Source organism: Anderseniella sp. Alg231-50 (assembly GCF_900149695.1).
Taxonomy (GTDB): Bacteria; Pseudomonadota; Alphaproteobacteria; order Rhizobiales; family Aestuariivirgaceae; genus Anderseniella.
In genome coordinates, this window is sequence record NZ_LT703003.1 from 1,243,094 (window position 1) to 1,260,194 (window position 17,101).

General features: G+C 57.4%; 20 protein-coding genes. 7 read left to right on the forward strand and 13 right to left on the reverse strand.

All coding sequences use genetic code 11. The features are described from left to right. Positions 1-18: 18 nt before the first annotated feature. Positions 19-1,059, reverse strand: coding sequence for an aspartate-semialdehyde dehydrogenase (locus DHN55_RS05900; protein ID WP_108880408.1), 1,041 nt, complete (start codon positions 1,057-1,059; stop codon positions 19-21). A gap of 319 nt (positions 1,060-1,378) precedes the next feature. Next, entirely contained in the window at positions 1,379-2,488 is a 1,110-nt protein-coding gene (gene leuB / locus DHN55_RS05905) for a 3-isopropylmalate dehydrogenase (protein WP_108880409.1), read from the reverse strand. A gap of 831 nt (positions 2,489-3,319) precedes the next feature. Between leuB and DHN55_RS05910 the strand changes: the two genes are divergently transcribed. Then, on the forward strand, positions 3,320-3,604 hold the full coding sequence (locus DHN55_RS05910; protein WP_108880410.1) for a hypothetical protein: 285 nt from the start codon (positions 3,320-3,322) through the stop codon (positions 3,602-3,604). 306 nt (positions 3,605-3,910) lie between these two features. Here the strand turns inward: DHN55_RS05910 and DHN55_RS05915 are convergent, their stop codons facing one another. The 6 genes from DHN55_RS05915 to leuC all read right to left on the reverse strand — a co-directional run bounded on the left by DHN55_RS05915 (position 3,911) and on the right by leuC (position 9,035). Then, positions 3,911-5,092, reverse strand: coding sequence for a lytic murein transglycosylase (locus tag DHN55_RS05915; RefSeq protein ID WP_337659965.1), 1,182 nt, complete (start codon positions 5,090-5,092; stop codon positions 3,911-3,913). A gap of 22 nt (positions 5,093-5,114) precedes the next feature. Then, positions 5,115-5,720 (reverse strand): 3-isopropylmalate dehydratase small subunit, encoded by a 606-nt coding sequence (gene leuD / locus DHN55_RS05920; protein WP_108881739.1) that lies wholly within the window; start codon positions 5,718-5,720, stop codon positions 5,115-5,117. 64 nt (positions 5,721-5,784) lie between these two features. Beyond that, on the reverse strand, positions 5,785-6,570 hold the full coding sequence (locus DHN55_RS05925; protein WP_108880411.1) for an SDR family oxidoreductase: 786 nt from the start codon (positions 6,568-6,570) through the stop codon (positions 5,785-5,787). Between the two features lie 13 nt (positions 6,571-6,583). Continuing rightward, a complete protein-coding gene (locus tag DHN55_RS05930) occupies positions 6,584-6,808 on the reverse strand; it encodes a hypothetical protein (RefSeq protein ID WP_108880412.1) in 225 nt (74 codons plus the stop codon). Then, positions 6,808-7,233 (reverse strand): metallopeptidase family protein, encoded by a 426-nt coding sequence (locus DHN55_RS05935; protein WP_337659966.1) that lies wholly within the window; start codon positions 7,231-7,233, stop codon positions 6,808-6,810. The genes DHN55_RS05930 and DHN55_RS05935 overlap by 1 nt, the downstream gene beginning before the upstream one ends. Before the next feature lie 392 nt (positions 7,234-7,625). Further along, positions 7,626-9,035: a 3-isopropylmalate dehydratase large subunit gene (gene leuC / locus DHN55_RS05940; protein ID WP_108880414.1), complete on the reverse strand. Its 1,410-nt coding sequence runs from the start codon at positions 9,033-9,035 to the stop codon at positions 7,626-7,628. A 158-nt stretch (positions 9,036-9,193) separates the two neighbouring features. On the opposite strand from leuC, the gene DHN55_RS22235 reads away from it, so the two are divergent. Both DHN55_RS22235 and DHN55_RS05945 read left to right on the forward strand, forming a co-directional pair. Further along, positions 9,194-9,367 carry a hypothetical protein gene (locus DHN55_RS22235; protein WP_337659967.1) on the forward strand — a complete coding sequence of 58 codons (174 nt, stop codon included), beginning with the start codon at positions 9,194-9,196 and terminating at the stop codon, positions 9,365-9,367. Between the two features lie 127 nt (positions 9,368-9,494). Beyond that, positions 9,495-10,208: a hypothetical protein gene (locus DHN55_RS05945; RefSeq protein WP_108880415.1), complete on the forward strand. Its 714-nt coding sequence runs from the start codon at positions 9,495-9,497 to the stop codon at positions 10,206-10,208. 57 nt (positions 10,209-10,265) lie between these two features. Here the strand turns inward: DHN55_RS05945 and DHN55_RS05950 are convergent, their stop codons facing one another. Next, complete coding sequence (locus tag DHN55_RS05950; protein WP_108880416.1) at positions 10,266-10,865, reverse strand: TetR family transcriptional regulator; 600 nt, start codon at positions 10,863-10,865, stop codon at positions 10,266-10,268. 161 nt (positions 10,866-11,026) lie between these two features. Between DHN55_RS05950 and DHN55_RS05955 the strand changes: the two genes are divergently transcribed. Beyond that, positions 11,027-11,521: an anthrone oxygenase family protein gene (locus DHN55_RS05955; RefSeq protein ID WP_337659968.1), complete on the forward strand. Its 495-nt coding sequence runs from the start codon at positions 11,027-11,029 to the stop codon at positions 11,519-11,521. Between the two features lie 106 nt (positions 11,522-11,627). On the opposite strand, the gene DHN55_RS05960 is transcribed toward DHN55_RS05955, so the two are convergent. Both DHN55_RS05960 and DHN55_RS05965 read right to left on the reverse strand, forming a co-directional pair. Next, positions 11,628-13,175: an amino acid carrier protein gene (locus tag DHN55_RS05960; RefSeq protein ID WP_108880417.1), complete on the reverse strand. Its 1,548-nt coding sequence runs from the start codon at positions 13,173-13,175 to the stop codon at positions 11,628-11,630. 11 nt (positions 13,176-13,186) lie between these two features. Continuing rightward, the gene (locus DHN55_RS05965; protein ID WP_108880418.1) at positions 13,187-13,624 is read right to left on the reverse strand and encodes a universal stress protein; all 438 of its coding nucleotides are present in this window, start codon (positions 13,622-13,624) and stop codon (positions 13,187-13,189) included. 231 nt (positions 13,625-13,855) lie between these two features. Here DHN55_RS05965 and DHN55_RS05970 point away from each other — a divergent pair, with 231 nt between their 5' ends. Both DHN55_RS05970 and DHN55_RS05975 read left to right on the forward strand, forming a co-directional pair. After that, on the forward strand, positions 13,856-14,092 hold the full coding sequence (locus DHN55_RS05970) for a hypothetical protein (RefSeq protein ID WP_337659969.1): 237 nt from the start codon (positions 13,856-13,858) through the stop codon (positions 14,090-14,092). 244 nt (positions 14,093-14,336) lie between these two features. Continuing rightward, a complete protein-coding gene (locus DHN55_RS05975; protein WP_108880420.1) occupies positions 14,337-14,549 on the forward strand; it encodes a cold shock domain-containing protein in 213 nt (70 codons plus the stop codon). Between the two features lie 61 nt (positions 14,550-14,610). Here the strand turns inward: DHN55_RS05975 and DHN55_RS05980 are convergent, their stop codons facing one another. Further along, positions 14,611-15,330 carry a DUF599 family protein gene (locus DHN55_RS05980; protein WP_108880421.1) on the reverse strand — a complete coding sequence of 240 codons (720 nt, stop codon included), beginning with the start codon at positions 15,328-15,330 and terminating at the stop codon, positions 14,611-14,613. 77 nt (positions 15,331-15,407) lie between these two features. Between DHN55_RS05980 and DHN55_RS05985 the strand changes: the two genes are divergently transcribed. Beyond that, positions 15,408-16,211, forward strand: coding sequence for a methyltransferase domain-containing protein (locus tag DHN55_RS05985; RefSeq protein WP_108880422.1), 804 nt, complete (start codon positions 15,408-15,410; stop codon positions 16,209-16,211). 88 nt (positions 16,212-16,299) lie between these two features. On the opposite strand, the gene DHN55_RS05990 is transcribed toward DHN55_RS05985, so the two are convergent. Further along, positions 16,300-16,578, reverse strand: coding sequence for a hypothetical protein (locus DHN55_RS05990; RefSeq protein WP_108880423.1), 279 nt, complete (start codon positions 16,576-16,578; stop codon positions 16,300-16,302). Between the last annotated feature and the right edge of the window lie 523 nt (positions 16,579-17,101).

Sequence of the window (17,101 nt, forward strand, 5' to 3'; positions counted from 1 at the left end):
TCAAGAAATCTTCAGACGTCAAGCTGCCTGTTGCTGCATCAGGCCGCGATTGACCAGCGTTTCTGCAATCTGCACCGTGTTCAATGCAGCGCCCTTGCGCAGGTTGTCCGACACACACCACAGGTTCAGGCCGTTGTCGATGGTGGCGTCCTCGCGAATGCGCGAAACGAAGGTGGCATAATCACCGACGCACTCAACCGGTGTCACATAGCCGCCGTCCTCGCGCTTGTCGACCACCAGCAGGCCGGGTGCTTCACGCAGGATGCTGCGGGCCTCATCGGCGCTGATCTCGCGTTCGAACTCGATATTGACCGCTTCGGAGTGGCCGACAAACACCGGCACCCGGACACAGGTTGCGGTAAGCTTGATCTTGGGGTCGAGAATTTTCTTGGTCTCGGCCACCATCTTCCACTCTTCCTTGGTGTCACCGGAATCCATGAACACATCGATGTGCGGAATGACATTGAAGGCGATCTGCTTGGTGAATTTTTCAGGTGTGGGCGCATCAGTGACGAAAATGCCCTTGGTCTGGGTCCACAGTTCGTCCATGGCCGCCTTGCCGCCGCCGGATACCGACTGGTAGGTGGCCACCACCACACGCTTGATCTTTGCCGCATCATGCAGCGGCTTCAGCGCCACAACAAGCTGGGCCGTCGAACAGTTCGGGTTGGCGATGATATTCTTGCGGTCATTGCGCGCCATATAGTCTTCCAGCGCGTGTGCGTTGACTTCCGGGACGATCAGCGGCACTTCGGGGTCATAGCGGAAGGCAGACGAGTTATCGATGACGATCGGGCCCATCTTGCCGATCCTGGGCGACCACAGCTTTGACGTCTCGCCACCGGCGGACATCAGGACAAAATCGACTTTCGAGAAATCAAATGTTTCCAGATCCTGGCATTTCAGGGTTTTGTCGCCGAACGACACCTCACGGCCAACAGACCGGCGCGAGGCGATGGCGTGGACCTCTCCGACGGGGAACTCACGTTCCGCCAGTATATTCATCATCTCCATGCCAACATTGCCGGTGGCACCAACGATAGCGATATTATAGCTCATCTGAACTTGTCTCCAGGATGACCCTGCTCCCGCCCCAGGTATTTGAGAGGCCTTTTCGGGTCTTGGCTTCCGGCGTTATCTCCCACGGGAGATAAAGGCCGGGAGTTAACGCAAGGTTATGTCGTTGTTTTGACGGTTTTCGATTTGACTGTTTTGGTCGGAGCAGCCGTCATCGTGCCGCCGGTGACGGCGGGTGTGGTGACGTCTGTTTTAACCTGCATCTGCATAGCCAGATCATTTCCTTGCGAAGTGTCCCGTCGAGGACGTCCCGGCTTGTAGCAGTTTTCGCAAAACAGTCAATGCGAAGTATCGTGTTTGCTTAAGCGACGGCGTCCAGTTCAGCCAGGATGGCGTCACCCATTTCAACCGTGCCTACCTGCTTCATGCCGTCCTGCATGATGTCGCCGGTGCGCAGGCCCTTGTCGAGCGTTGCCGCGATGGCGGTTTCAATCTTGCCGGCCCATTCGCCCATGCCGAATGAATAGCGCAGGCACATGGCAAATGACGCAATCATGGCAATCGGATTGGCAAGACCCTGGCCGGCAATGTCGGGCGCGGAGCCGTGTACCGGCTCGTAAAGCGCCTTGCGCAGGCCGGTTTTCTCATCGGCCGCGCCCAGTGAAGCCGATGGCAGCATGCCAAGCGACCCGGTCAGCATGGCGGCGACGTCAGACAGGATATCGCCAAACAGATTGTCCGTCAGAATGACGTCGAACTGTTTCGGCGTGCGCACCAGCTGCATGGCGCCGGCGTCGGCCAGCATGTGCGACAGGTCGACGTCTTCAAACCCGTCCTTGTGTGTCTGGGTGACAATCTCGTTCCACAACACACCGGACTTCATGACATTGCGCTTTTCCATGGAGCACACCGCATTGTTGCGGGTGCGGGCCAGTTCAAAGGCCACGCGTGAAATGCGGTCGATCTCATAGCTTTCGTAAACCTGGGTATCGACAGCCCGCTTCTGACCGTTGCCCAGCTCTGTGATTTCCTTGGGTTCGCCGAAATACACACCACCAGTCAGCTCACGCAGGATGAGAATGTCGAGGCCTTCAACCAGTTCCTTTTTCAGTGACGATGCATCAGCCAGGGCCGGATACACGATGGCCGGGCGCAGATTGGCATACAGGGCCAGGTCCTTGCGCAAGCGCAGCAGACCCGCCTCGGGCCGCTGGTCATATGGAACCGTGTCCCATTTGGGCCCGCCCACGGCACCGAAAATAATGGCATCGGCGGCCATGGCCTTTTCCATGTCGGCATCTGAAATGCTTTCGCCATGGGCATCATAGGCGGCTCCGCCGACAAGTCCTTCATCCAGTTCAAAAGACGCGACGCCCTTGTCCTGGAACCATTGAATGACCCGGCGGACTTCGCCCATGACCTCAGGGCCGATGCCGTCGCCAGGAAGAAGGAAAAGCTTGTGGGTTGCCATGATAATCTTGAGCCTCTGGATAGGGATTTAACTGCTGGCGATTGGGTACTGTGTGACGGCGGGATTGGCAAGAGGCAAGCAAATGGAATTGGGGGCAGGTGGTTCCATATCGCTCACGCCAGCAGCCTTCGGCTGCGCTCCGCGGGGGCGGGCCTGACCGGCCCGAGGCCCGTCGGGCCTAGTTCCAGAGTTCAGCATACAAGCAGATGCGAGCTTTTAGACGTTATTCTGGTCGAACAGCTTTACTCAGCACTACGTGCTTCGCGCCGTTCTCCGACCTCGAACAACCGTAGCGGTGAACTCCTCCGAAGCACGGAACGTGCTGAGGCAAGCGCGACTGCGCGCCGCACGAAGTGCGCCCAGCGGAGCGCAGCCGAAGGCTGTTGGCGAGAGCGGTATAAACCCTTGCACGTTAGTGCTGAGGCAAGGCCGACCGGCCGCCGCACGAAGTGCGCCCAGCGGAGCGCAGCCGAAGGCTGCTGGCGTGAGCGGAATAAACCCTTGCACGTTAGTGCCGAGGCAAGGCCGACCGGCCGTCGCACGAAGTGCGCCCCAGCGGAGCGCAGCCGCCAGGCTGCTGGCGTGAGCGATATAAACCAGATCCCGATTCGAAAAACAGACAACAATTCAGGATCGGAGAACGGCCTGAGCGAAGCGAAGAAAGCTGTTCGAACAGCATAAATGTCACATGAACCGCATATGAACGCCCGGCTCAGGTTCGGTTCAGGGCCTTGTCGCTAGATTGGGGACAGTTGATTTGAAGACCAGCTGCTCCGGCGACGGGGCGCCACACGAAACAAGAACTGCAAACCAGACTTTAGGAGACGAGACATGTTGAAGAAAACCGCCATTGCCGCCATTGCCGCCCTGACCATCGCTGCTGCATCGGCTTCACCTGCACAGGCCCTTTCCAAGAAGGGCAAGTTTGCTCTCGGCCTTGGCCTTGGCACTGCCTTTGCCATCGCTGGTGCTCATGCCCACGGTGGATATTATGATGGCTACGGCCATGGCTATCGTGGCGGACGTCACTACCGCCGCTCAGCACGCCGCTGCGCACGCCGGTTCGGCTGGCACACATTCCGCTGGGAGCGCTGCATGTACCGCCGCGGGTACTGATTGACCCCAGCTGAAGATCACATGAAGACGCCGTCGGAGATTTCCGGCGGTGTTTTTTGTGCGTGGGGATTAGTTTATATCGCTCACGCGAGTTGGCTTGCGCCAACCGCTCCGCTAGGGCGGGCCTGACCGGCCCGAGGCCCGGTCGGGCCTAGTGGAAAATCTTCACAACCGTAGTGATGAATTCCTCCGAAGCACGAAGTGCTGAGGCAAGGCCGACTGGCCGTCGCACGAAGTGCGCCCCCGCGGAGCGCAGCCGAAGGCTGCTTGCGTGAGCGATAAAAAACACGTCGTGCTAAATCAACTCTACCCGCCCAAAGCCTTCAGCACGGCCATTGACGGCCTGCCGTTCTGTTTCATGCCGGCCTTGGCCTGCACTTTCTTGATGGCGCGTGTGGTTATGGGGCCGATTTTGCCGTCTGCCTCGCCAATGTCGTAGCCCGCGGCCAGCAGCAGCTTCTGCAGCTGCAAACGCTGGGCCCGGGTGAGGCCGGGGTCATTTGTCGGCCAGCGCTTTACCAGAGGGCCCTTGCCCTTCAGGCGGTCGGACAGATGCCCGATGGCAAGTGCGTAGGATTCAGCGGCGTTATAGGAATACAGCGCGTTGAAATTGCGCGTCACTAGGAACGCCGGTCCGGATTTGCCTGCCGGCAGCAGCAGGCCGGCGGAGTAATTGCTCCTGAGCGGTGAACCATCGACATTGGTGAGGCCGCGTTTTGCCCAGGTCTGAACCGATGCGCGGCGCTTGCGGCCGCTGGGGCCCCTGTATCCTTTGGGCAGTTTAACCTCGAAACCCCATGGTTCATTGGACCGCCATCCGGCCTTCACCATGAAATTGGCGGTGGAAGCCAGCGCATCCGGTATGGAATTGACCAGGTCGCGGCGGCCGTCACGGTCGAAGTCGACGGCTAGCCGCCGGTAAGTTTCAGGAATGAACTGGGTCTGGCCGAACGCGGATGCCCAGGATGAATACAGGTCATCAAGGCGCACGTCGCCTTTCTGCACCAATTTCAAACCGGCAATCAGCTGGCGGGTAAACAGCCGCTTCTTGCGATTGGCGCAAATCAGGTTGGCCATAGCATGGGGCAGGAAAAACTCACCTCTTATCTGGCCATAGTCGCTCTCAATTCCCCACAGGGCGGCAATTATGTAGCGGTCAACGCCATACTTTTTCTCCACGGCAGCCAGCGTCGAAGCGTGCTTTGACATTTTCGCCTTGCCGTCGGCAATACGGGCCGGGTCCACCAGGAAGGCCATGTAGTCCCAGATTCTGGTTCTGAATTCCGGTTGCGAGCGGGAAAAGCGTACGACTTTCTCATTGAACTTGGCGCCGTCCAGCGCCTTGTCCACGAGTGACGGTTTCACGCCGGCACGCTTGACGGTTTTCTTTATGCCGGCAATGCAGGATTTCGAGACCTTGGCGTGGGCTGGAGCGGTCACCCCTGCCAGCAGGGTAAGGGCCAGGGCAGCGGGTAGAATTCGCATCATGTAAGATGTCTCCTGAGGATGATCAGGCCCAGGGGCGGGCTTCGGCCATGTTTGCTTCATAGGCATCAATTGAGGCCTTTTTCTCAAACGTCAGGCCAATGTCATCCAGTCCGTTGAGCAGGCAGTGCTTGCGGAACGGATCGAGGTCAAACTTGACCACACCGCCATCGGGTCCGCGGATTTCCTGCGCCTCCAGATCAACGGTCACAGTGGCGTTGGCGCCGCGCCGGGCATCGTCCATCAGCTTGTCCACGTCTTCCTGGGGCAGCTTGATGGGCAGGATGCCGTTCTTGAAACAGTTGTTATAGAAAATGTCGGCAAACGAGGTTGAGATCACACAGCGGATGCCGAAGTCGAGCAGTGCCCACGGGGCGTGTTCACGCGACGAGCCGCAACCGAAATTATCGCCCGCCACCAGGATCTGGGCATCGCGCCAGGCCGGCTGGTTCAGGGTGAAATCAGGGTTTTCCGAGCCATCGTCATTGTAGCGCATCTCATAGAACAAGGATTTGCCGAGGCCGGTGCGCTTGATGGTTTTCAGAAACTGTTTCGGAATGATCATGTCGGTATCGACATTGGTGGTCGGCAACGGAGCCGCGACACCGGTCAGTGTGGTGAACTTGTCCATCAGGCTGGTCCTTCTGGTGAAATCGAATGGCTTAAGTGATGTGTGCCGTGTGATTTGGGCAAGGTCAAGTATTGCCTTGCTTTGCGCGCAGGTCTGCAAGGCCGATACCGGTCGTTTCAAAACCGCCGTCCACCGACAGCACCTGGCCGTTGATGTAGCTGGCCTTGTCTGAAATCAGGAAATATATCGCTTCTGCGATTTCACGTTCTTCACCATAGCGGTTGAGCGGAATGGAGTCGTGATAACTCTGCCGGATAACCGCGTCGTGGACTTTTTTCGCCATTTCGGTGTCGACCGGGCCCGGGCAAACGCAGTTTACCCTGATGCCCTGATTGCCATACTCCGCCGCCTGCTGCTTGGTGAGGTGAATGACACCGGCCTTGGAGGTGCCGTAGGCTACCCGCAAGGTCGAGGCGCGGTGGCCGGAGATCGATGCGATGTTGACGATCGCTCCACCGCCGGATCGCAGCATGACCGGCACTGCAGACTGAACAGTCAGGAACGGGCCGGACAGGTTGGTGGCCATGATCGCCTGCCAGATATCAAAGCCGGTCTGGGCGATGGGCCCGAAATCGGCAATGCCGGCATTGTTGACGAGGCCGTCCAGACGGCCGAAATGGGCTGCGGTCTGATCGATGGCGCGCTGCACCTGGTCCGGGTCGGATACATCGCAATCGATGCATAATCCTGTATCGCCGGGGATTGTTTTCTCGGCAGCCGAAAGCGTTTCGCGATTGTTGTCGATCAGGGCGACGCGCCAGCCGTTTTCCAGGAACAGCCTGGCTGTGGCCAGGCCAATGCCGCGGGCAGCACCGGTCACGAGGCAGACTTGAGACGTTGCAGATGTCATTGATCGTTCCGGGCTAGATGATGCCGTAGCGGCGCAGGAAGTAGTAGATCAGGTAGGCGCCAAGCATGTAGGCAACAGTGCGTCCGATGCGTTTGCCCCACATTTCTATGTTGTCTTCGGATTCCTCATCGGTAACGGTGCCTGTGCCGAGGAGTTTTTCCGATTGCTCGCCGAGACGCTTGAGATCAGCCTGCGCCTTGCGAACGGCTTCGTCATTGCGGTCAGGTTTGCGCGCCATCACTGTACCGTGCGCGGCTGCGGTGTTGAAGCCTCTATCTCGGCTTCAAGTTGGGCCACCAGCTCTTCGGACAGTTCCAGCTGGTGGGCTGCTTCATGAACCATGACCTGGGTCAGGACCGCAGACAGTTCGTCGCCCTGTTCAACCCAGTAATCCAGAACCGCCCTGCGATACAGAACCAGTACCGGATGACCGGCGTCCGATTCCCGCAACAGGCCCATAATATCGAACGGGGTCTCACTGCCGATCTCGTCCATGGTCTCATCGTCGGGAAATTCGTCGACGGTGATGGCGATCTCGCCGGTCATCTTGCGCAGGGTCTGCGGCACCTGTTCCCAGGTCTTGCGCGCGAGATGCGAAAGGTCCTTGGCTGACGGCGCACGCATGTGCGACCAGCGGCTGTCATTGTGGAACGGTGAATTCATGGGTTCGATGATGCCAGCACGGCGCACGTATTACCAGAACGATTGTCCGGCCTGATCGTTACATCATGCTGTATGGTTTACTGTTGCGACTGTTCCAGCACCGCAAGTGATACTTAAAGCGTCAGGAACAATCAGGACATGCTTGCAGCGGCATAGGCCATCATGGCGCCGGATGCAAGTGTTGCTACAACAAGAAAAACCAGCACACGGCGAAGGAATCGCGTGTCGGCAGCAGGTGTCGTCGTGGACATAAGTCCCCCAATACTCAAAATAAGACGAACTGGCTCACAAGGAATACGCAAATTCGTGCTGACCGGCATGTGCCCCAAACCGGATTAACAAGGTTTGCAACATATTCGCGAACGATCCGCAAGGGCGAAGCGCAAGTTATCTTAAGTTAGTGTGCGGACGTCCACAAAATGCCCGGCAATCGCAGCCGCAGCGGCCATTGCGGGGGATACAAGATGGGTTCTGCCCTTGAAACCCTGACGGCCTTCAAAGTTGCGGTTCGACGTGGATGCACAGCGCTGGCCGGGCTTCAGCTGGTCGGGGTTCATGCCAAGACACATGGAACAACCCGGCTCGCGCCATTCAAAGCCTGCAGCGGTGAATATCCGGTCCAGGCCTTCGGCTTCAGCCTGCGCCTTCACCACGCCGGAACCGGGTACGATCATGGCATAATCCAGCCGCTCGGAGATCTTCTTGCCTTCGATGATGCGGGCGGCTTCGCGCAAATCCTCGATGCGGCCATTGGTGCACGAACCGATCCACACGACATCAAGGCCGATATCTGTGATCCTGGTGCCGGGCGCCAGGCCCATATAGTCCAGTGCACGCTGTTTGGAGGTCCGCTTTGCCTCGTCGGCAATGTCGTCCGGGTTCGGCACGGCGCCGGCCACGGAGATAACGTCTTCCGGTGACGTGCCCCATGACACGATCGGCGGCAGTGCGGCAGCATCCAGGGTAATGATCTCGTCGAAATGCGCGCCGTCATCGGAGAACAGGGTTTCCCAGTATGCCATGGCAGCGTCCCAGTTGGCGCCTGATGGCGTCATGGGGCGGCCTTTCAGGTATTCGTACGCCTTTTCGTCAGGGGCGATCATGCCGGCACGCGCACCACCTTCGATGGTCATGTTGCATACGGTCATGCGGCCTTCCATGGACAGGTCGCGGAAGGCCTCGCCGGTAAACTCGATCACGTGGCCGGTGCCGCCGGCGGTGCCGATTTCACCGATAACCGCCAGGATGATGTCCTTTGCCGTCGCGCCCCTGGCCAGCTTGCCGTCAACCTGCACTTTCATGTTGAGGGCTTTTTTCTGGATCAGTGTCTGGGTTGCCAGAACGTGTTCCACCTCCGAGGTGCCGATGCCGTGCGCCAGTGCGCCAAACGCGCCATGGGTTGAAGTATGACTGTCGCCGCACACAATGGTGGTGCCGGGCAGGGTGAAGCCCTGTTCCGGGCCGATAATGTGCACGATACCTTGCCGCGCGTCGGTCTCGGAGAAGTACTGCACGCCGAATTCGGCGGCGTTTTTCGCCAGTGTCTCGACCTGGATGCGGCTTTCTTCTTCCGCAATGCCTTTCGAGCGGTCGGTGGTTGGCACGTTGTGGTCAACCACGGCCAGGGTTTTTTCCGGTGCGCGTACACTGCGGCCTGTCATGCGCAGGCCTTCAAACGCCTGCGGACTGGTCACTTCATGTACCAGGTGGCGGTCGATATAGAGCAGGCAGGTGCCGTCATCAGCCTCATGAACCAGGTGATCGTCCCAGATTTTGTCGTACAGGGTGCGTGGGCCAGCCATAAAATCCTCAAGTCATTTAGAAGTGTTCTGAATTTGCGGCAAACTAGCGAGGCCGGGCGCATTTGTCATCTGGAAACGGTTTGCGGCGGTACGATTCAACAAATGGGCGATCCCGCATCGACAAGCCGGTTCGTTGAATCACGGCAGCAGAAGCTGAAATGCCGAAATTTGACCCATCATCCACCATAATTGGCGCTGATTTCCGCCGCTGGTGTTTGCTAACTCAGAACTTCGCAGGAGTTCCCATCATTGCGGGCAATTCAGATGAACGGTCGATTTTTCCGTTGAACCAGGCGCAGCCGGTATGGCTGGTGCAGGTGGAAGCGGAATGAAAGACGGAAGTTCATCATTCTTCGGATTGAAGATCCGATACCGGTCTGCCCGTTTCAGATGCAGCAAGGCGACGGCACAGGATGTTGAAAATCGAAACCCTCCCTTGTGCACGAGAGGAACTGCTGCATGACCACGCTCACTGTCCTTACCATATTGCGGCTGGTACACCTTTTCGGGCTCATCATGGGCCTGGGCGGAGCTTTGCTGGCGGACTACACCATCTTCTCGCGCGGTGTCATCCGCCCTGTCGACGAGTATACGATTTTTCAGACCAGGTTGCTTTCGCACATCGTTGCAATCGGGCTGTGTGTTCTCTGGGTCAGTGGCTTCGCCCTGATCATGGTCAAGCTCCAGCTTCAGCCGGACTTCATGCAAAATCCCAAAGTCTGGGCCAAGATTTTCGTGGTCGTGATGTTAACGATCAATGGTATCGCGGTGCATAAACTCATCCTGCCGCTGTTGGCCCGATCAAAGGGAAGCAGGTTGTTTGACGGTACAACCACCCGCCAGATCGCCGGCATGACATTTCTGGGCAGTGTCTCACTGGTGTCCTGGTCGCTGCCGTTTGTGCTGGGTAAGGCGGCCGGCCTGAACTACATCACGCCGGTATCATCAATCCTGGCGGTTTATATGGTTTGCATTCTGGCGGCATGGCTGGGCCTGTTTGCATTCATGAACTGCATAAGAAGCATCCAGCTGCTTGCTGCAAAACAATCGGTTGAACCGGAGCTGGCTGCAATGAGCTGGGACGAGCAGATGGCCGTTCTGAGGGAAGGCTCGGTGATCGGCGCAAGACGTGAGGCTGACGCCGCCGGGGGGCTTGCGCACCTGCGGCATTGACGGATTGCCGATGACCCATGCCGGCGCGAAGCGGGCCGAGTTTGCTAGCCGGGCACTCTAACTGCGGACGGGACCATCCAGCAAAGTGCGATGCGCGGTTCGCTTTAGGGTTTCAATGTATTGCGTCTGTGACTGGCCGCAGTCCCGGGTCAGCTGCTCCCAGTTCCGCACCGACAGCAGTGTCCACAGAATATCCGTGGCCTGTTTCACCGGCAGGTCGGACGCCAGGCTGCCGTCATTGTTGGCTGCATTGATCGCCGCCACGCAGCCATGGCGAACAGCCTGCATGCGATCATCCCAGGCAAGCTCGGCAGCCTCGTCAGTGTCTTTCATGGCCAGCAGGGCTTTTGCGATGCCGTGGATTTCGGGAATGTAGTTTCCCCAGGCTTCGATGAAGGCGTCGAGGCGGTCGACACCAGTGGCGGTATTCCGGCTCGATGCCAGGCGTGCGTCTATCCCCTTGATGTCATCGAGATACCGGGTGGTGGCAATGAGCAATTCCGACCGTGTCGGGAAGTGAAGATACACGGCCTGGCGGCTGATGCCGGCCTGTCTGGCAATATCGCTCATGCGGACACCCTGGCCCTGATTGGCTTCCAGCAGTTTCCATGTCGCATTCAGAATGCGGATTCGGGTTTCGACATTGTCACTTGACATGGTGTAAAGTATCTTATACTTGACACGGTGTCAAGCAGAAAGGAACCGATCATGGCAAACCGAATTTTCATCCGGGTCGCTCACCCCGGGGCCGGATCTCCATGCACAGCGAACGGGCGCAAGTGCTGCAGCCTCATGATGAGCGTTACGGGAGAGCCGGTATGACAATGGATTTTGTGCTGATAGCCTGCTGCGTTGCTGTTATCGCGAGCGGTCTCATAGCAGGCGTGTTTCTGGCGTTTTCGGATTTTTTGATGAAGTCACTTGCTGCCGCCAGTCCGGCCGGCGGCATCGAGGCCATGCAACTGATCAACCGCAAGGTATACGGGTCGGTTTTCCTGTTCCTTCTGGTTGCCATGCTGGCGGTCTCGGCGGCGCTTGCTTTTTATGCATCGATGTACATGACAGGCCCCGCATCCGCCTGGATCATCTCGGCAAGTGTGCTGTATGCAGTCGGGATGTTTATCGTAACCGTGGTGTTCAATGTGCCCATGAACCGGCGGCTTGATGCCATGAACCATGAAAGCACTGAAACGGCGTCCTACTGGACGGTCTATGCGTCTTCATGGACGCTGTGGAATCATGTCCGGACAGTTGCGTCCGCGGCTTCGGCCGCCTGCTTTCTGATCGGTTGCCTCGCGCTTGGCGGTGGTTGAACCGCGCCTGCAGCATCATCCCGGAAGCCGGCAAAACATGCTGCCGAACAGAAAATGCCGGAGCGGTGGAACCGCTCCGGCATCAGTGTTTGTGCATACGCTATGGCTAGTGCTTGAAGCGCTTGATCTCGCCGGACTTCAGGCGATCCATGTAGGAGTTCATTTCCCGCTTCACAACCGGCATCAGGAAGTAGAGCGCCGTGATGTTGACCACTGCCATGGCAAAGATTGCCGCGTCGGAGAAGTCGATCACAGGGCCCAGGCTGGCCGAGGCGCCGATGACGACGAAGACGCAGAAGATGATCTTGAACACCAGCTCCGTGGTCTTGCCTTCGCCGAACAGGTAGGTCCAGGCTTTCAAACCGTAATATGACCAGGAGATCATGGTTGAGAAAGCAAACAGTACCACTGCAATTGCGAGCACGTACGGGAACCAGCTGAAGCCGGTCGCGAATGCTGCTGAGGTCAGCGATACGCCTGAAACACCTCCGACTGTCGAGATGGCATTGCCTTCACCATTAAGAACGAAGTTACCGGTTGCCGGATCAACGATCAGCAGTCCGGAAATGGTGATGACCAGGGCTGTCATGGTGCAGATCACGACGGTGTCGATGAACGGCTCCAAAAGGGATACAAGCCCCTCGGTGATCGGCTCCTTTGTGCGAACCGCCGAGTGGGCGATTGCCGCAGAACCAACACCTGCCTCATTCGAGAAGGCGGCGCGCTTGAAGCCCTGGATAAGGGCGCCCACAAAGCCACCCGCTACACCAAGGCCGGTAAAGGCACCTTCGAAAATCTGGCCGAAGGCCCAGCCGATCTTGTCGAAATTGAGCAACAGGATAACCAGAGCGGTTCCGACATAAAGGACGCCCATGAAGGGAACGACCTTTTCAGTCACGTTGGCGATGGATTTGATACCGCCGACGATCACCGCGTACACAACCAGGGCAAACACGATGCCGGTGATCCAGCCGGGATAGGCACCCGTGATGCTGGAGATCTGGGCGTGTGCCTGATTGGCCTGGAACATGTTGCCACCGCCAAGCGCGCCGAGGATGCAGAATATCGCAAACACCACGGCCAGAATCTTGCCGCCCGGCAGGCCGCGTTCCGCAAAACCCTTTGACATGTAATACATCGGGCCACCGGAAACGGTGCCGTCTTCATATTCGTTGCGGTATTTGACGCCAAGCGTACATTCGGTGAATTTCGATGCCATGCCCAAAAGGCCTGCCATGATCATCCAGAATGTAGCGCCGGGCCCACCAATGCCGACGGCCACGGCCACACCGGCAATATTGCCGAGGCCGACGGTGCCGGACAGGGCGGTTGTCAGCGCCTGGAAGTGACTGACTTCGCCCGCGTCATTGGGGTCTGCATAATCACCCTTTACGAGCTGGATGGAATGCCGGAAACCCCTGACCTGGATGAATCCGAAGTAGACCGTGAACAATGATGCAGCTATCACAAGCCACATCACGATCCATGGAAAACTGGTGCCTGGAAAGGGCGAGAAAATGAAACTCACGAACGGGCCGGTTATGGCGGCGAAGGTTTCATTTACAGCCTGGTCAATGCTTCTGGCTTCTTGTGCAAAAGCCGATGTAGACCCTGCTGCGCTGAGCGCGAGGGTCGTCAATGTAAGTTTTTTCATGAGACGTTTCCTTATCCGACAACCGTTACCGGTACAGTTGCTGTCATGACGAGATTGGCAGTTGATGAGCCAAACAGGCGGCTTGCAAACCCGCCTTCAGATGATCGTGCAACGACAATCTGATCTGCGCCTTCTTCGACAGCCACGGCATTCAGCAGGTCTGCAACGTCTCCGTGCTTCACCACGCCGCGCGCGGAAAAGCCGTCGGCCTTCAAGGCATCGACAGCCGGCGAGACAACACGGGTGTTGGCGGCGGCAATTTCTTCCTCTCGCCGTTTGTGGCGTTGTTCGTTTTCCTCCGGTGTCTGGAAGCTGTAGGGTGACCATTCGATCACGTACACAGCTATTAATTCGCACGTCCCTATTTGCTTTGCTTGCTTCTTGGCGAAGGCAACGGCACGTTCCCCTGAACCGCTCCCGTCAAGGCCAATTACTATTTTGGCAGACATTGCACCCTCCGTTTTTGTTTTGTGCCCGTCCAGTAAGGCACAATTTGTCGCAGGCTGGAAGTTCTATTCATGCTACGGAGAGTATTGGGCATCGTCGGCACAAGTACCGGCCACCCAATACACAAATATGCGCAGTACTGATGAAATCGATAAAATCGCCAGTAATTTGCTCAATGTTGCTTAAAACATCTGCTGGTATAGCTGGCCGCAAAACAACAGGGATGCGGTACGATGTTTAATAATGAAAGCGATAGAAAATCTTTCGATGTTCAGTTGGTGCTCAGTGACGGGCGGTCGGTGAACGGTACACTGCTGCTGCCCATGAGCAGCGACATCAAGCGTGCTCTCAGCGGTGACAGCCCGATATTGGAGTTCAGGCACCAGGATGGCCGTGAATCAATGATTGCCAAGACAGCGATTGTAGAGATCATGATTCTGGAACAGGCAGCCGCCGAAGTGGCTGCCTAGACCAACTCCGGACACGCTCGCAACTGTTTCCGGTGTTAGCCATTTTCAGGTTTATTCTCGGACAGCAATTGCAATTTACGTGAAAATCGACCATATACGGATGTGTATAGACCGAACTTGTCTGATGATGCCTCGATATGCGGTACGCCGTTTAACTTCGTTATTCCTGACAATGTGAGCAATGTACTGACCCAGCCGTCACAAGGTGTGAATGAGCGGGTTTCTCCTTGAAGGGACTACGACCATGCCAACAGGCACAGTAAAATTTTTCAACACAACCAAGGGCTACGGCTTCATTGAGCCGGAAGACGGTTCCAAGGATGCCTTTGTCCATATCTCCGCAGTTGAGCGCGCAGGCATGGGCACCTTGAACGAAGGCCAGAAGGTCAAGTTCGAGCTGGTTACCGACCAGCGCAGCGGCAAGATGTCTGCTGACAACCTGGAAGACGCTTCTTAAGTCCAGCGACTTTCAGTTACGTTTTCGAGACCCTGCAGGCCCCCGTGGCCTGCGGGGTTTTTTATTTGCGCAGTTTTTCTTCTTCGTTCACGGCATCCACATAGGTGCCGATGGCACGCGCCGTGGTGGTCAGTGTCTGTCGGTAGAACAGCATTGCCATGACGGTGCACGTCGCAACGATGCACGGCACCGGCCCCAGCAGCAGGAACAGGGCGGCCACCGCGTAATAGTAGCCGCGGATGCCATTGTTGAAACTGCGGACGGCTTCCGTCAGCACGGTGGCCGTGGCGTCGATCTGAATGGCGAATTGCGGGGTTTCTTCCGCCTGGTCCGGCAATCCGCCGCTTAGCGCGACCGTGTAGATGAGTTTGCGCAGCGAATAGGTGAAGGCAAAGAAACTGATCCCCAGGATCAGCACGACGACGGACAGGTTCGCCGCCAGCAGTTCAGTGCTCATGGGTGCCACAAAATGCAGTTGTGACAGGATGGCGTGAACCGATGTGACATTGGCAAAGGTGCCGAGCAGTGCCGCCAGTACGATCAGTGACGCAGAGCCGAAAAATGCCACCGAACTGATGATCTGGTTGAGCAATATGGCATCAAACGGCCGTTGCGCGCGCCGGGTGGACAATCGCATCCAGCGCAGGCGTACGATACCCAGTTGCGCGTTCAGTGTACCGCGCCCGAACAAGGACAGAATTGGCGAATAAAGCCACCAGGCCGCAAACAGCAGGGCAAAGGCGACAAGGTGAAGACTGGTAAGATCAGGCGGTAAGGACATGGAGTGTGTGCTACAGCGGAACACGGCACAGGGGAAGGGGCTTTGGACCACCTCCTGAATTGACAAGGATCTTTCACATGAGTGATCGAGAAAAATTCGTTGCCTCCAACAAAGCGGCCTGGAACGAGGCGGCTCCGCGTCATGCGGCCCACAACCAGGCGCAGCTGCGCGAGCGCTTTGCGCAAGGCGGATACAATTGCCTGGCAGATGAAGTCATCAGCATGCTGGAGCGGATCGGCGTCACCGGCAGATCGGCGGTTCAGGTCGCGTGCAATAATGGCAAGGACCTGTTGTCGTTGAAGAACATGGGAGCAGGCGCATGCCTCGGGATTGACCAGGCAGATGTCTTTCTGGAACAGGCGCGCGAGCTGGCTGAAATCGCCGGGCACGCAAGTGATGTGAGCTTTGCGGCAGCGGATGTCTATGCGTTGCCGGCAGACCTGAAAGGCCGCTTCGATATTGTGATGACCACAATCGGTGTGCTCGGATGGATGCCGGACCTGGACGGGTTTTTCTCTGCGGTTTCAGATCTGATTGTTCCCGGCGGGCACTGGGTCATGGAAGAAATGCACCCGGTCTTGTTCATGTATGAGCCGGATGAGAACGGCGGGCCGTCCAGGCTTGAGCATTCCTACTTTCAGGCCGACCCATTCGTGGAAACCACGGGCCTGGATTATTTCGGCCACGAGCAATACGCCTCGAAACCACACTACTCCTTTACCCACAAGATGTCGGATATCGTCAATGCAGCTGTCAGGGTTGGACTTGAACTGCAGCATATGCACGAGGTCGGGCACAACATATCAAACTTCTGCGCCGACCTTGAGCACGCCGAAGCCACGCCACCGCTGGGGATGTACATGCTGTGGCGCAAGAAATGACCGTTGGTCGGGGCGGCGCGCACCAGGCAATGCGGGTTTATGCAAACCCGTCCTGCTGCACAGAGCGCGCCGCGCCCTGTTTAAGAGGTTACTGCGCCGGTGCGGTTGTAGCCGGCGGTGCAGCCTGTTCCTGAGCGGCAGGCGCGCTTTCCGTTGCGGGCGGCACGATGACCTGCTCACTGGTTGTTCCAGTGGTCGCGCCGGTCGTTATCGCCGGGCGATCAGAGCCTGCAAACGAGAAGAAGGCGATCATTGCAAGCAGGATTGCCACTGCCAGACCGATGAGCCATCCGTTTGAGCCGCCGGAGCGGGTGCGATAATCAGGTGCGTGTGATGAGCGATGCTCGTTTTGATAATCTGTGGCCATGATAAAAACTCCATTACTCATGGCCCCCAAGCCCTTTCAATGATGTATTCCAACATTCCAATATGCCGATGCGTGGGCTGAAATAGGGTATTTTTGGACGGTTTTGGGCATCGGAACGGCTTATCTGCCTGCGGTAGGGGTTGTGGACTCTAGCTGGTCGAACAGCTTACCCGCCTTCGGCGGGCTGTTTGGGTTGTAGCTGGTCGAACAGCTTATCTGCCTACGGCAGGCCGTTAGGACGTAATCGGTCGAACAGCTTATCTGCCTACGGCAGGCCGTTCTCCATGCCAGAAAATGCCTGGCGGGCTTTGTTGTGTGCTTGAAGGGGCCAACAGAAAAGGCCGGGAACAGGTCCCGGCCCTTTATAATTCCTCAGTGCTGCTGCTTATTCTGCGTCGGCGGACTTTTCGGCAGCTTCCTGGTCAACCTTGGCACGCGGTGCCTTGCCTTCCAGCAGTTCCTTGGCCTGAACAATCCATTCGTCGCGCTCGATGCGACCGCCGAGCGACAGCTTTTCGTCGTA